Source organism: Actinomadura macrotermitis (assembly GCF_009604375.1).
Lineage (GTDB): Bacteria > Actinomycetota > Actinomycetes > Streptosporangiales > Streptosporangiaceae > Spirillospora > Spirillospora macrotermitis.
Window position 1 is genome coordinate 393,726 of record NZ_WEGH01000005.1, and the last position, 12,781, is coordinate 406,506.

The window sequence follows — 12,781 nt, forward strand, 5'->3', positions numbered from 1 at the left end:
CTGCGCGCAGCATCCGAGCCATCCACACCTCCCGGGCCCGCGCCTGACCGCGATTCCGCGCGTCCGCGCCCGGCCCCTTCACTCAAGGGTTCCATACCGTTGTCTTCTGCATTTCCGCAGGCCCTCGTCCCGTTCGGCTGGGACGACGACCTGGAGACCGCCTTCGCCCCGCACTACGCCGCGGGGCTGATCCCGGCCCGCGTCGCCGGGGTCGACCGCGTCCGCTGCGACGTCATCACCGAAGACGGCCCGCTGCGGGCCGACTCCACCCCGGTCCTGTCCCACGAGGATCCGTCCCTGTCCCCCTGCACCGGCGACTGGGCCGCGCTGCGGCCCGGGGCGCAGCCCGCCCTGGCGGCGCTGCTCCCCCGCCGGACCGCGATCGTCCGCTCGTCGGCCGCCCGCACCTCCCACGGCCAGGTGCTCGCGGCCAACGTCGACACCGTCGCCATCGCCGTCTCGCTGGAGACCGAGGTCGACCTCGGCCGCATCGAGCGGATGCTGGCGCTGGCCTGGGAGAGCGGCGCCCGCCCGGTCGTCGTGCTCACCAAGTCCGACCACAGCCCCGATCCCGCCGCGGACGCGGCGCGGGTCGCCGAGGCCGCGCCCGGCGCCGAGATCATCGCGGTCAGCGCCGCCACCGGCGACGGCGTGGACGTCGCCGCGGCCGTGCTCACCGGCACGGTCGTGCTGATCGGGCCGTCGGGGGCGGGCAAGTCCACCCTCGGCAACGCCCTGCTCGGCGGCGACGTGCTCGCCACCGGCGCGGTGCGGGCGGGCGACGGCAAGGGCCGGCACACCACCGTCCGCCGCGAGCTGCTGCCGCTGCCCGGCGGCGGCGTGCTCATCGACACCCCCGGCCTGCGCGGCGTCGGGCTGTTCGACGCCGCCGAGGGCATCCAGCAGGCCTTCGCCGAGATCGAGGAGCTCGCGCAGGGCTGCCGGTTCGGCGACTGCGCGCACGACACCGAACCCGGCTGCGCCGTCCAGGCCGCCATCGAGGACGGCACCCTGCCGCCCCGGCGCCTGGCCAGCTACCGCAAGCTGGTGCGCGAGAACGAGTGGATCGCCTCCCGCAGCGACGCCCGGCTCGCCGCCGAGCGCCTGAGCAAGTGGAAGACGATCCACAAGGCCCAGCGCCAGCGGTACAAGCTGCAGGGCAAGGGCCGGGGCGAGGGGGCGCCGTGACCGGCTGGAAGACCAGGCCCGAGACCACCGGGGACGCCGCGGCGATCCGCCGGGTCGTCGCGGCGGCGTTCCCGACCGCCGAGGAGGCCGACCTGGTGGAGGCGCTGCGGTCCGACCCGGCGTGGCTGCCGGGCCTGTCCTGGGTCGCCGAGTCGCCGGGCGGTGAGGTGGTCGGCCACGCGCTGCTCACCCGCTGCCAGGTCGGCGACGCCGACGCGCTGGCCCTTGCGCCGGTCTCGGTGCTGCCCGCCTACCAGCGCGGCGGCGTCGGCGGCACCGTCGTGGAGGCGGCGCTGGCCGCGGCCCGCGCACGCGGCGAACGCCTGGTGGTGGTGCTCGGGCATCCGGAGTACTACCCGCGCTTCGGGTTCGTCCGGGCATCCTCGCTCGGCATCGGGGTGTCGTTCGACGTGCCGGACGAGGCGCTGATGGCGCTGGTGCTGGACGGCTCTGGGCCCGTCCCGTCCGGAATCGTCCGCTACCCGGCGCCCTTCGGGGTCTGACAGTAAGGGAGGCCCCCGGCATCCGCCGGGGGCCTCCCGCCCGTTACGGCGTCACGCGGATCGGGAGCGTCTTCGGGCCGCGCAGGTTGATCCGGCCGTTCCAGACGACCTCGCCGTCGAGGGCGAGGTCAGGGAAGCGCTCGACCAGCCGCTGGATCGCCACCCGCCCCTCCAGCCGGGCCAGCGCCGCGCCGAGGCAGTGGTGCGGGCCCGCGCTGAAGGACACGTGGGTGCGGGCGTTCGGCCGGTCCAGCCGCAGCCGGTCGGCGTCGGGGCCCCAGTAGGACTCGTCCCGGTTGGCCGACGCCAGGCAGGTGATGACGAAGCTGTTGGCGGGGATCTCCCTGCCCCCCACGGTGTAGGGGGCGGTGGTGATGCGGCGGGTCTGCTGCACCGGGCTGTCGTAGCGCAGGAACTCCTCCACCGCGTTGCCGGCCAGGTCCGGGTTCGCGCGCAGCAGCTCGAGCTGGTCGGGGTTGCGCAGCAGCGCCAGCACGCCGTTGGAGATCAGGCTCACGGTCGTCTCGTGCCCGGCCACGTACAGCAGCACCAGCTGCGCGACCAGCTCGTCGTCGGACAGCATCGCGCCCTCGTGCTCGGCGGCGATCAGCGCGCTGAGCAGGTCGTCGGCCGGGTTGGCGCGCTTCCAGGCGATCAGCTCGCGGGCGACGCCGTCCAGCTCCTGCCCGGCCGCGGCGATGGCCTTGAGCAGCTCGGGGTCGCCGACGACCTCCAGGGAGTTGACCAGCAGGCCGCTCAGCTCCCGGATGCGGGCGTGGTCGCTGGAGGGCACCCCGAGCATCCGGGAGATCACCATGAACGGCAGCGGGAACGCCAGCGCGCTCACCAGGTCGGCGCGGCCCTCCCGCTCGATGCGCTCCAGCGCGACGTCGACCAGGCGGACGATCTCCGGCTCCAGCGCCGCGACCGAGCGCGGGGTGAACACCTTCGACACCAGCGAGCGCAGCCGGGTGTGGTCGGGCGGGTCGCGGTCCAGCATGGACATGGAGAAGACGTTGCTGCCGCTCTGGTCGAGCTCGTCGAACTGGGCCCGGACCACGCCCTCGGCCAGGTGGCGCATCTCGACCGACAGCCCGGCCCGCAGGGTGGCCGCGACGTCCTCGTACCGGGTCAGCATCCAGAACCCGAACGGGTGCTCGTGCACCGGGTCGGCCTCCCGCAGCAGCCGGTAGGCGGGATAGGGATCGCCGGCGAACGCCGGCTCCAGCGGGTTGAAGAGCAGTTCCGTCTCGGTCATCGCGAGCACCTACCCCGTGTTGGAAACATACGCTAAGTATGTTCGTATACTCGGCGTATGTCACCTGTCAAGAGCCGCCGGGAGCAGTACTCGGAGGCGACCCGGACCGCCCTGCTCGAGGCCGCCACCCGCCGGTTCGCCGAGCACGGCTTCGCCGGCACCTCACTGGAGGACGTCGCCGCCGACATCCGGGCGACCCGGGGCGCGGTGTACCACCACTTCGCGAGCAAGACCGCGCTGTTCCAGGCCGCGTTCGAGCGGGCGGAGGCCGAGATGATCCGCCGCGTCACCGAGGCGGCGGCGTCGGACGACCCCTGGCAGGCGGCGCTGGCCGGCATCGACGCGTTCCTCGAGCACTCGTGCGACCCGGTGTACGGGCGGGTGGTCTGGCAGGAGGCGCCCCTCGCGCTCGGCTGGAAGCGCTGGCGGGAGTGCGAGGAGAAGTACGCCTACGGGCTGATCGAGCAGATGGTGCGGGACCTGGTCGGGGCCGGCGACATCCCGGCGCTGCCGGTGGAGCCGATGGCCCGGGTCACCTTCCACATCTTCGGCGCGGCGGGCATGGCGCTGGCCGACGCCGCCGAGGGGGACAAGGCCCGGGTCCGGGCGGAGTACGCGCAGGTGATCAAGGGCATGCTCGAAGGCGTGCGCCAGACCGCGGCACGGGACGGCGGGTGAGCCCGCGGCGGGGACGGCCCGTCCCCGCCGCTTCACGGCAGGGGCCTCAGCGGCCCCGCCTGTTGTAGGTGCGCACCGTCAGCGGGACGAACACCACCAGCAGCGCCGCCGTCCATGCCAGCACCGCCGTGACCGGGTGCGCGACCGGCCACGCCGTGTCCCCGGTGACCACGCCCGGGTTGCCGAACAGGGTCCGGCAGGCCGCCGTCAGCGCGCTGCAGGGGTTCCAGTCCGCCAGGAACCGCAGCCAGCCCGGCATGCCGCCGGTCGGCACGAACGAGTTCGACAGCATGGTGAACGGCAGGATCAGCGGCATCAGGCCGTCGGCGACCTGCTCGTTCTTCACCACCAGCCCGAGGTAGCAGCCGACCCAGGCGAGCGCGTAGCGCATCGCGAAGATCAGCCCGAACGCCTCCAGGGTGGGGGCGGGGCCGCGGTGCGCGCGCCAGCCGACGAGCAGTCCCGCCGCGACCATCATCGCCATGGCCAGCAGGCCGCCCAGCACGTCCGCGCCGGTCTGCCCGAACGGCACCGCCGAACGCGCCATCGGCATGGCGCGGAAGCGGTCCATCACCCCGCGCGAGGCGTCCGAGGCGACCTTCATGGTGACGGCCATGAGGGAGGTGAAGGTGACCATGGCGAACAGGCCCGGCATCAGGTACTCGCGGTAGTTGCCGCCGCCGGGCACCGCGATCGCGCTGCCGAACACGTACCCGAACAGCACCACCATGATCGCCGGGAAGATCATCGCGACGACCAGCTCGCCGGGCTGCTGCCGGATCCGGCCGAGCTCGCGGCCGACCAGGGTGAGGCCGTCGGCGAGGGTCCAGCGCAGCCGGCCGGCCGGGCTGGCCGGGGCCGGGGTGAGGGCGGGGGCGGTCATCGCACGGTCTCCTTCTCGCGGCCGGGGGCGTCTTCGGTGAGGCGCAGGAACACCTCGTCGAGCGTGGGGCGGCGCAGGCCGACGTCGGCGGCGTCGACACCGGCCCGGTCCAGCTCGCGCACGGCCTCGACGAGCCGGACCGGCCCGCGCGTCAGCGCCACGCTGAGCCGCCCGCCGGCCAGTTCCGGGGCGGCGCCGGCCAGGCCGATCAGCACGTTCGCCGCGATGGAGGCCTGCGCGGGGTCGGCGAGCGCCACGTCGAGCCGGTCGCCGACGGCGGACTTCAGCTCGTCGGGCGTGCCGCCGGCGATGACCCGGCCGTGGTCGACGACCGCGACGTGGTCGGCGAGCCGGTCGGCCTCGTCCAGGTACTGGGTGGTCAGCAGCACGGTCGTGCCGTCGGCGACCAGTTCGCGCACGGCGTCCCAGATCTCGCCGCGGCTGCGCGGGTCCAGGCCCGTGGTCGGCTCGTCCAGGAACAGCACCTGCGGGCGCAGGATCAGGCTGGCGACCAGGTCCAGGCGGCGGCGCATGCCGCCGGAGTAGCCCTCCACCTGCCGGTCCGCGGCCTCGGCCAGCCCGAAGCGCTCCAGCAGCTCGTCGGCCCGGCGCCGGGCGTCGCGCCGCGACAGGTGGTAGAGCCGCCCGAACATGCGCAGGTTGCCGCGCCCGGTCAGCTTCTGGTCCACCGCCGCATGCTGCCCGGCCAGGCCGATGCGCGCCCGCACCTGGTCGGCCTGCCGGGCGACGTCGTACCCGGCGACGCGGGCGTGCCCGGCGTCGGGGTCGGCGAGCGTCGCCAGGATCCGCACGGCGGTGGTCTTGCCCGCGCCGTTCGGCCCGAGCAGCCCGCAGACGGTGCCCGCGGGGACGGCCAGGTCCAGCCCGCACAGCGCGCGGGTCGCGCCGAAGCGCTTGTGCAGCCCCTCGGCGATCACGATGGGCTCGGTCATCGGCCCTCCCATTGGGTACGACGTACGCGGTTGTTGCCCCCGAGGGTAAACAACCGGGTACGCCGTACGCAACTAGGATGTGGCGCAGGAGGTGAGCCGGTGGCCGACACCGCGTCCCCGAACATCTGGATGCGCCCCGAGCGCCCGGCCCGCGGGCCGCGCCCGGCCTACAGCCGCGCGCAGATCACCGAGGCGGCGATCCGCGTCGCCGACGCCGAGGGCCTGGAGGCGGCCTCCATGCGCCGCATCGCGGCCGAGATCGGCACCGGCGCGATGACGCTGTACCGGTACGTGCCGAGCCGCGACGACCTGATCGCGCTCATGGTCGACCACGCGATCGGCCAGGAGCCGCTGCCCGAGCGGCCCTCGGGCGACTGGCGCGCCGACCTCGCCCTCGTCGCGCGGCACACCCGCGCCGTCGGGCTCCGCCACCGGTGGCTGGCCGACCTGCCCCCGGCCGGCGCCGTCTTCGGCCCGAACCAGCTGCGCGTCATCGAGTTCGCCTACGGCGCCCTGGACGTCGGCCTGCCCATCGACGACATCCTCACCTACGTCGGCATGGTGATGGGGCACGCCCAGCTGGCGGTCCGGGCCGAGATCGCCTGGGAGCGGGAGGCCGAGCGCGGCGGGGCGACCGCGGAGCAGCGGATGAGGCGGAACTCCCCGTACGTGGACCAGCTGATCCGCAGCGGCGAGCATCCGATGTTCGCCCGGATCGTCATGGACGCCCGCCAGCCCCACATGTCCCCCGACGAGCGGTTCCGCTACGGCCTGGACCGCGTCCTGGACTGCATCGGCGCCATGATCCCCATCGGCCCGCGGATGTCGGCGCTCACCCGGGCGGACGCGCCGGCCCGGCCGTCCTGACCCGAGGGTGTGCCGTGGTCCCCTCCCCCCTTACGGGGACCACGGCAGGTCTCAGACCTCCAGGTCCTCCTCGATGCCCTTGAGGCGGTGCCGCGACAGCGCCAGGTTGGCCCGGCTCCGGTCCAGCACCATGTAGAGGAACAGGCCCTTGGACTTGCGGCCGGTCACCGGCCGGATGATGTGGTACTGCCCCGACAGCGTGATGAGGATGTCCTCGATGTCGTCCTTGAGGTTCAGCTGCTCCATCGTGCGCATCTTGGCGCGCATCACCTCGGTGTTGCCGGCCGAGGCGACCTGCAGGTCCAGCGACTTGGAGCTGCCGAGCATGCCGAGGGCCATGCCGCTGTTGTAGTCGACGACGGCCGCGCCGACGGCGCCGTCGATCGACATCATGTCCTTCAGGGCCAGGTCCATGTTGCTCATGGGGTTTCCTTTCACTCGCGGTCGGTTCACTCGCGGTCGGTGTCGCGCGGTTGCGGGGCCGGTGCGGCCAGGTGCCCGGCGATGGCGCGGGCGACCGGCCGCGACTCCAGATGGAGCCGGCCGACGTTGACGCCCGGGGACGCCAGCACGGTCAGGGACGCGGCGCGGCCCGCCGCGTAGATCACCACGTAGCCGCCGGTGCCGCGCACGACGACCTCGTGGAGCGCGCCGCCGTGCGCGGTCGCGGCGAGCCGGTACGACAGGGCCAGCTCCGAGGCGGTGAGCGCGGCCATCCCGGCGGGCTCGACGCGCCCGGGCAGGTCGCAGGCGATGAGCAGGCCGTCGGAGGAGGCGACCAGGCTGCCGACCAGGTCGCCGACGCGGTCGCGCAGGGTCTTCAGCTCGGCCAGCACGAGCGGATCGGGCCCGGTCCCCGGCGTGGTCACCTTCGTCAGCCTCCTCATCAGATCGCCCAGTCGCGGTCGCGGCGTGCTCACATGCATTCCTTCAGGGCCGTGCGCAGGCGCACCAGCACGTCCATGTCGGGCGGCGACCACTGCGCCGCCGGCGCGGGCGGCCGGACCGGCGCGGGCGGCGCGGCGCGCGGGGCCCGCACCGCCGCCGGCCGGATCAGCCCGGCGGCGCCCAGCTCCCGCGCGGCCAGCAGGCAGCCGTAGGTGGTGCGGCCGAGGTCCAGCGCCAGCTCGGCGGGCGTGCGCCGGCCGTCGGCGTTCAGCAGCAGTTCGGCCTGAAGCCCGGTGAGCACGACCCGCTGCCGGCGGATCCGGCGGACCGGCACGACCGGCGCCAGGTCGGTGGGCGGCACGGGCCACACGGCGTCCAGCCGGTCGCGCCGCCGCGCGCACTCGTGCGCCAGCGTCGCCGGGGTGACCCGGCAGAGCGGCGCGAGCCAGTGCGCCGGGCCGGCGCCGAACCGCGGGACGGCGGCCGAGCCGAGCAGGAAGTAGGCCGCGTCGAACAGCGCCAGCAGCGCGAACATCTCCAGCTGCGGCCGGGGCAGGCCGGGCGCGCCGTCCAGGCCGCCGAGCCTGATCCGGCCCCACTCCTCGGTGCTGACCATGCCCGACCCGACGGCGAGCCGGTCCAGGCCGGTGGCGCGGCGGCTCCCGGCGAAGACGACGGCGCCCTCGGCCACATGGAAGGCCCCCTCGTCGCCGACGCGCAGCACCCCGGTGCGCCTTTCCTTCTCCAGGCGGCGCAGTTCCGCGAGGATCCGGGTTTCCTCGTTCCCCGGATCGGCGGCCGTCACCGCAAGGGCCTTACCGCTCATCGCCGGTGACGCCCATTTCCTCGATGAGCCTTTGGACGTGAATCCGGGCCAGTGCGAGATTCCCCTTGTCGTGATCGACGGACAGATGCAGGAACAACTGCCCGTCGAAGGTCTGCCCGAAGAGCGTGAGCAGATGGAAACCGCGCGTCCCGCGCACGATGATCTCGGTGATGTCGTCCCCCGCGCGGCCGGTGCCGAAGGCGGGGCAGGCCAGCACCGAGCGCACCGCCTCGGTGGTCGCCGCCGCGTCCTCGTGCTGGTCGAGCCGGTCCCGGTGGCCGGCCGCGGCGACCGCCAGGCCGCTCGCCCCGTCCACCAGGGTGACGCTGCGGGCGCCGGGGATCTCCATGATCCGGTTCAGGCAGCCGTCGATGCCGAGCATTGCTTCACCCCCGCCAGGTGTGGGTCGCGGTGCCCGACGCTACACGCGGCCCCGCCCGTTGCGGGGTGAAACATAAGGAAATTCCAGACGACCCGGCATCTTGGCCGAAAGGGGACAGTATTCCGTCTTCTCGGGGTAATAATACCGATCGGAACTTTTCCCCTAATACCGTTTGGTATTCACGGTCCGCCCTTTCCGGTGCCCGCGCTCACAGCGCGCGGACGAGCGCGGCGGCCATCTCGGCGCGGGCCCGCCGGGAGATCCCGGCGTCGGGGGCCACATGGTCGAAGACGTGGAACGTCCCCGGCACGTGGTGCAGCTCGACCGGCACGCCCGCGTCCAGCAGCCCGAGCGCGTACCGGTTGCCCTCGTCGCGCAGCGGGTCGTGCTCGGCGGTGAGGACGTAGGCGGGCGGCAGGCCGGACAGGTCCGCGGCGCGGGCGGGCGCGGCGTAGGCCGGCTCGTCGACGCCGTCGAGGCCCGCCGGGAGGTAGAGCGGCCACATCTGGGCGGCGGCGGCCGAGTCGAACGCCGGGACGTCGGTGAACGAGGCCGCCGAGCGGGTGCGCATGCGGTCGTCGAGCGCCGGGCAGATGAGGAGCTGGAACGCGATGGCCGGGCCGCCCCGGTCGCGGGCCAGCAGGGTCACCGCGGCGGCGAGCCCGCCGCCCGCGCTGCCGCCGGCGACGGCGAGGCGGGCGGGGTCGACGCCCAGTTCGGTGGCGTTCTCCACCGTCCAGCACAGGGCCTCGTAGCAGTCCTCCAGCCCGGCGGGGAAAGGGTGCTCAGGGGCCAGCCGGTAGTCCACCGAGATCACCACGAAGCCGGTCCGCCGGGCCAGGTCCAGGGCGCGCCGGTGCTCGCTGTCGAGGCTGCCCATGACGAATCCGCCGCCGTGGAAGTCCAGCACGACGGGGGCGGGCGCGTCCGCGTCCACCGGGCGGTACACGCGGACGCGCGGCCCGCCGGTCTCCAGGTCGGTGATCTGGACGGTGTCGTCGGCCGGGAGCGCAGCGACGGCGGCACGGGCGGCGGCCAGCGCGGCCTCCCGCACGGCGACCGGATCGGTGAGGTCGGTGCGCGGCAGCGTCGCGGCGATCTCGGCGAGTTCGGGGTCGAGCCACATGGTGTCGTCTCCCAGGGGTTTCAGCGGTCAGGGGTTTCAGCGGCGGCCTGCGCACAGGCCGGTGACGGCGGCCAGGACCAGGACGGCCACGGTGGTGACGGCGGTGGCGTGGGTGTAGCCGGTGAAGGGGACGCCGGGCGAGCCGGGCGCGGAACCGAGGACGCGGGCGAACAGGGCCCCGATCAGCGCCACGCCCGCGGCGTTCGCGACCTGCGTGGCGGTGAGCAGGACACCACCGGCGGCCCCGGCGTCCGCCGGGTCCACCCCGGCCAGCACCGTGCCGATCAGCGGTGCGGCGACCAGGCCCTGCCCGACCCCGCACAGCGTGAGCAGGGGCAGCAGCCGGCCGATCTGGTCTCCCGCCGGGGCGGACAGCACGACGAGCAGCACCCCGGCCAGACCGATCGCCATCAGGACCGTCCCGCGGGCCGGCCCGCCGTGCCGGCGGCCGGCGAGGCTCGCCACGGCGAACCCGGCGCCGAGCGGCGCGAAGACCAGGCCGCTGCCGAGCGGGTCCAGGCCGAGCCCGGCCTGCAGGTGGTAGGCGAGCAGCAGGAAGAACCCGGCGTTGCCCGCGTAGAAGGCCAGCACGGTCAGCAGCCCGCGGACGATCCGCCGCTGGGCCAGCAGCCGCATCGGCACCAGCGGATCCGCCTGCCGCCGCTCGACCAGCGCGAACGCCGCGAACAGCGCCAGCCCGGCGCCGGTTCCGGCCGCGACGACCGGCAGGCCCCGCTCCAGCACGGGCGGGAGCAGCAGGGCCGTGAGCGCGAGCGCCAGCAGCCCGGCCCCGGCCAGGTCGGGCCTGGCCTGCGCGCCCCGGCTCTCGCGGACGGTCAGCCCCGCCGCGACCAGCGCCACCGCCCCGATCGGGACGTTCACCAGGAACACCGCGCGCCAGCCGAGGCCGAGGGCGTCCCAGGCGAGCAGCGCGCCGCCGGCGAGCTGCCCGGCGATGGACGCCAACCCGACCGCCGCGCCGTAGCAGGCGAGCGCGGTGGCGCGGGCCTGGCCGGTGAAGGCGTGCTGGATGATCGACAGGACCTGCGGGAGCATCACCGCCGCGGCCAGCCCCTGCAGCACGCGCGCGGCGATCAGCGCGGGCGCCGTCGGCGCCGCCGCGCACGCCAGCGAGGCCAGCACGAACAGCACGACACCGGTCAGGAACATCCGGCGGCGGCCGTACCGGTCGCCGAGCCGGCCGCCCGTCACCAGCCCGACCGCGTAGGCGAGGGCGTAGCCGGCGGCCACGAACTGCACCGCGCCGAACGAGGCGTGCAGATCGCGCTGGACCGACGGCACGGCGACCGTCACGATGCCGGCGTCCAGCACGCCCATGAACGTGGCGAGCAGCACCGCGGCCAGCGCGGCCCAGGGCCGTGCCGCGGCGCCGCCGGCGGCACGGGAGCGATTGATGATCACTGTGGTCATGCCGGTATTCAGCCACCGGCGCCGCGGCCGCGTCCAAGTCCGGGATCTTCCCCTGTGATAAGCCGCAGTGATCACAGCGGCTAGGATGCGGGGGCATGGAACTACGGCATCTGCGCTACTTCGTCGCGGTCGCCGAGGAACTGCACTACGGCCGCGCCGCGCAGCGGCTGCACGTGGCCCAGCCCGGCCTCAGCCAGCAGATCAAGGCGTTCGAGCGGGAACTGGGCGTCGAGCTGTTCGCGCGCAACCGGCGCGGCGTGGCGCTGACCGCCGCCGGGGCGGCGCTGCTGCCCGCCGCCACCGACGTCCTCGCCCGCGCCGACGCCGCGGTGGAGCTGGCCCGCCGCCACGGCACCGGCGAGGCCGGACGCCTGACGATCAGCCTCACCCGGTCCGCGCCGCGCCGCGTCGTCACCGAGCTGGTGGACCCCTTCCGCGCCGCCCATCCGGCCGTGGAGGTCAGGGTCACCAGCGGCTTCACCGCCCAGGACGAGCAGCGGCTGCGCGACCGCTCGATCGACGCGGCGTTCCTGCGGATGCTGGACGACCCGCGCGACGACCTGGCCGACCGCACCGTCGGCACCGAGGCCATCGTGGCGGCCGTCCCCAGCGCCGACCCGCTGGCCCGCAAGCGCCGCCTGCGCCGCGCCGACGTGACCGGCCGCCCGCTGGTCTGGTGGCCGCGCGAGCACGGCCCGCGCATGTGGGACCGCATGCTCGACGAGGTGTTCGGCGAAGGCGTCCGCCCGGAACCGGCGCACTGGGAGCCGGAGGAGGAGCACATGCTGCACGCCGTGGCGCAGGGGCACGGCGTCACCTTCATCACCGAGGGCAAGGCGGCCGCGCTCCACGTCCCCGGCGTCGCCGTCCGCCGCTTCGCCGAGCCCGTCCCCACGGTCCCGATCACCCTGGCGTGGCTGCGCGGCAACCCCAACCCGGCGCTGCGCCGCTTCCTGGAGCACCTCCCCGGCTAGCGTCCCTGAGCAGCGGCCTCGATGCCGTCCAGGATGACGCCGAGCCCGGACTCGAAGGCCCGGCGCGCCTCGCGCTCCAGGTAGGTCGCGGGGTCGCCGGGCTCGCCGGGCGGCTCGCTCTCCAGCCACGCCACCGAGGGGAAGCGCCCGGCGAAGTCGGGCGCGACCTCCTGCAGGACCGCCGAGCGGGCCTGCCACCACTCCTCGTCGGACACTCCCGTCACCGCCGCGGCCTGCCGCGCCTCGGCGACGGCCTGGGCCGAGCCCCGCACGAAGTGCAGCAGCGTCCCGACCAGGGGGCGCACCGACCGCGGCGGCAGGCCGGTCGCGCGCAGGACGCCCAGCAGCGCGTCCAGCATGCGGTACTCGTTCGGCCCGAGCACCGGCCGCGCCTGCGACACCTGCAGCACCCACGGATGGCTCAGCAGGAACGCCCAGGTGTCCTCGGCCCAGGACGTCGCCGCCGTCCGCCATCCCGCCGCGGTGTCGTAGCCGGCGGGCAGCTCGGCGAGCACCCGGTCGTACATGAGGTCGACCAGCTCGCTCTTGCCGGGGACGTAGGTGTACAGCGACATCGCGGTGCGGCCGAGACGCTCCCCCACCGCCCGCATGGACAGCGCCGCCATCCCCTCGGCGTCGGCGACGGCGATGGCCGTCGCCACGATCACCTCCACGCTCAGCCCCGGCCGCGGGCCCGGACCGCCGCGCCGCCCGCCGTCCTGCGGGCGCCACAGCAGATCCAGCGACCGGCGCGCGTCACCCTGCCCGGCGAAGACGACCACCGCACAACTCCTTATGCCATAAACTGATAACTGTTTACGGCC

General features: G+C 74.7%; 15 protein-coding genes. 5 read left to right on the top strand and 10 right to left on the bottom strand.

Translation table 11 applies throughout. The annotated features are described in order from the left end of the window. Window positions 1-99 precede the first annotated feature (99 nt). Window positions 100-1,188, top strand: a complete 1,089-nt coding sequence (rsgA, locus tag ACRB68_RS34555; RefSeq protein ID WP_153540054.1) for a ribosome small subunit-dependent GTPase A — start codon at window positions 100-102, stop codon at window positions 1,186-1,188. After that, on the top strand, window positions 1,185-1,691 hold the full coding sequence (locus tag ACRB68_RS34560) for a GNAT family N-acetyltransferase (RefSeq protein WP_328595164.1): 507 nt from the start codon (window positions 1,185-1,187) through the stop codon (window positions 1,689-1,691). The genes rsgA and ACRB68_RS34560 overlap by 4 nt, the downstream gene beginning before the upstream one ends. A 43-nt stretch (window positions 1,692-1,734) precedes the next feature. Here ACRB68_RS34560 and ACRB68_RS34565 read toward each other — a convergent pair whose 3' ends face one another. Continuing rightward, on the bottom strand, window positions 1,735-2,949 hold the full coding sequence (locus ACRB68_RS34565) for a cytochrome P450 (protein ID WP_153540056.1): 1,215 nt from the start codon (window positions 2,947-2,949) through the stop codon (window positions 1,735-1,737). A gap of 57 nt (window positions 2,950-3,006) precedes the next feature. On the opposite strand from ACRB68_RS34565, the gene ACRB68_RS34570 reads away from it, so the two are divergent. Beyond that, the gene (locus tag ACRB68_RS34570) at window positions 3,007-3,627 is read left to right on the top strand and encodes a TetR/AcrR family transcriptional regulator (protein WP_153540058.1); all 621 of its coding nucleotides are present in this window, start codon (window positions 3,007-3,009) and stop codon (window positions 3,625-3,627) included. Window positions 3,628-3,673: 46 nt separating this feature from the next. On the opposite strand, the gene ACRB68_RS34575 is transcribed toward ACRB68_RS34570, so the two are convergent. Beyond that, window positions 3,674-4,510 carry an ABC transporter permease gene (locus ACRB68_RS34575; protein ID WP_153540060.1) on the bottom strand — a complete coding sequence of 279 codons (837 nt, stop codon included), beginning with the start codon at window positions 4,508-4,510 and terminating at the stop codon, window positions 3,674-3,676. Next, window positions 4,507-5,463 carry an ATP-binding cassette domain-containing protein gene (locus ACRB68_RS34580; protein WP_153540062.1) on the bottom strand — a complete coding sequence of 319 codons (957 nt, stop codon included), beginning with the start codon at window positions 5,461-5,463 and terminating at the stop codon, window positions 4,507-4,509. Before ACRB68_RS34580 ends, ACRB68_RS34575 begins: the two co-directional genes overlap by 4 nt. A 99-nt stretch (window positions 5,464-5,562) precedes the next feature. Between ACRB68_RS34580 and ACRB68_RS34585 the strand changes: the two genes are divergently transcribed. Further along, window positions 5,563-6,330, top strand: coding sequence for a TetR/AcrR family transcriptional regulator (locus ACRB68_RS34585; RefSeq protein WP_328595165.1), 768 nt, complete (start codon window positions 5,563-5,565; stop codon window positions 6,328-6,330). A 51-nt stretch (window positions 6,331-6,381) separates the two neighbouring features. Here ACRB68_RS34585 and ACRB68_RS34590 read toward each other — a convergent pair whose 3' ends face one another. The 6 genes from ACRB68_RS34590 to ACRB68_RS34615 form a co-directional block, all read right to left on the bottom strand. Beyond that, window positions 6,382-6,753: a hypothetical protein gene (locus ACRB68_RS34590; protein WP_153540064.1), complete on the bottom strand. Its 372-nt coding sequence runs from the start codon at window positions 6,751-6,753 to the stop codon at window positions 6,382-6,384. Between the two features lie 26 nt (window positions 6,754-6,779). Then, on the bottom strand, window positions 6,780-7,217 hold the full coding sequence (locus ACRB68_RS34595; RefSeq protein WP_153540065.1) for a roadblock/LC7 domain-containing protein: 438 nt from the start codon (window positions 7,215-7,217) through the stop codon (window positions 6,780-6,782). A gap of 29 nt (window positions 7,218-7,246) precedes the next feature. Further along, a complete protein-coding gene (locus ACRB68_RS34600) occupies window positions 7,247-8,044 on the bottom strand; it encodes a transcriptional regulator (RefSeq protein ID WP_153540067.1) in 798 nt (265 codons plus the stop codon). Then, complete coding sequence (locus ACRB68_RS34605) at window positions 8,034-8,426, bottom strand: roadblock/LC7 domain-containing protein (protein ID WP_153540069.1); 393 nt, start codon at window positions 8,424-8,426, stop codon at window positions 8,034-8,036. Before ACRB68_RS34605 ends, ACRB68_RS34600 begins: the two co-directional genes overlap by 11 nt. Before the next feature lie 208 nt (window positions 8,427-8,634). After that, window positions 8,635-9,552 carry an alpha/beta hydrolase gene (locus ACRB68_RS34610; protein WP_153540071.1) on the bottom strand — a complete coding sequence of 306 codons (918 nt, stop codon included), beginning with the start codon at window positions 9,550-9,552 and terminating at the stop codon, window positions 8,635-8,637. Between the two features lie 36 nt (window positions 9,553-9,588). After that, window positions 9,589-10,983 carry an MFS transporter gene (locus ACRB68_RS34615; RefSeq protein ID WP_153540073.1) on the bottom strand — a complete coding sequence of 465 codons (1,395 nt, stop codon included), beginning with the start codon at window positions 10,981-10,983 and terminating at the stop codon, window positions 9,589-9,591. Window positions 10,984-11,078: 95 nt separating this feature from the next. Between ACRB68_RS34615 and ACRB68_RS34620 the strand changes: the two genes are divergently transcribed. Then, complete coding sequence (locus ACRB68_RS34620; RefSeq protein ID WP_153540075.1) at window positions 11,079-11,957, top strand: LysR family transcriptional regulator; 879 nt, start codon at window positions 11,079-11,081, stop codon at window positions 11,955-11,957. Here ACRB68_RS34620 and ACRB68_RS34625 read toward each other — a convergent pair. After that, window positions 11,954-12,739 (bottom strand): TetR/AcrR family transcriptional regulator, encoded by a 786-nt coding sequence (locus ACRB68_RS34625; RefSeq protein WP_328595166.1) that lies wholly within the window; start codon window positions 12,737-12,739, stop codon window positions 11,954-11,956. The genes ACRB68_RS34620 and ACRB68_RS34625 overlap by 4 nt on opposite strands. Window positions 12,740-12,781 lie beyond the last annotated feature (42 nt).

Excerpts from the sequence above, each read along its gene's own strand:
- ACRB68_RS34565 (WP_153540056.1), bottom strand. The coding sequence starts at position 2,949 with ATGACCGAGACGGAACTGCTCTTCAACCCGCTGGAGCCGGCGTTCGCC.
- ACRB68_RS34570 (WP_153540058.1), top strand. The coding sequence starts at position 3,007 with ATGTCACCTGTCAAGAGCCGCCGGGAGCAGTACTCGGAGGCGACCCGG.
- ACRB68_RS34575 (WP_153540060.1), bottom strand. The coding sequence starts at position 4,510 with ATGACCGCCCCCGCCCTCACCCCGGCCCCGGCCAGCCCGGCCGGCCGG.
- ACRB68_RS34580 (WP_153540062.1), bottom strand. The coding sequence starts at position 5,463 with ATGACCGAGCCCATCGTGATCGCCGAGGGGCTGCACAAGCGCTTCGGC.
- ACRB68_RS34590 (WP_153540064.1), bottom strand. The coding sequence starts at position 6,753 with ATGAGCAACATGGACCTGGCCCTGAAGGACATGATGTCGATCGACGGC.
- ACRB68_RS34595 (WP_153540065.1), bottom strand. The coding sequence starts at position 7,217 with ATGAGGAGGCTGACGAAGGTGACCACGCCGGGGACCGGGCCCGATCCG.
- ACRB68_RS34600 (WP_153540067.1), bottom strand. The coding sequence starts at position 8,044 with ATGAGCGGTAAGGCCCTTGCGGTGACGGCCGCCGATCCGGGGAACGAG.
- ACRB68_RS34605 (WP_153540069.1), bottom strand. The coding sequence starts at position 8,426 with ATGCTCGGCATCGACGGCTGCCTGAACCGGATCATGGAGATCCCCGGC.
- ACRB68_RS34610 (WP_153540071.1), bottom strand. The coding sequence starts at position 9,552 with ATGTGGCTCGACCCCGAACTCGCCGAGATCGCCGCGACGCTGCCGCGC.
- ACRB68_RS34615 (WP_153540073.1), bottom strand. The coding sequence starts at position 10,983 with ATGACCACAGTGATCATCAATCGCTCCCGTGCCGCCGGCGGCGCCGCG.
- ACRB68_RS34620 (WP_153540075.1), top strand. The coding sequence starts at position 11,079 with ATGGAACTACGGCATCTGCGCTACTTCGTCGCGGTCGCCGAGGAACTG.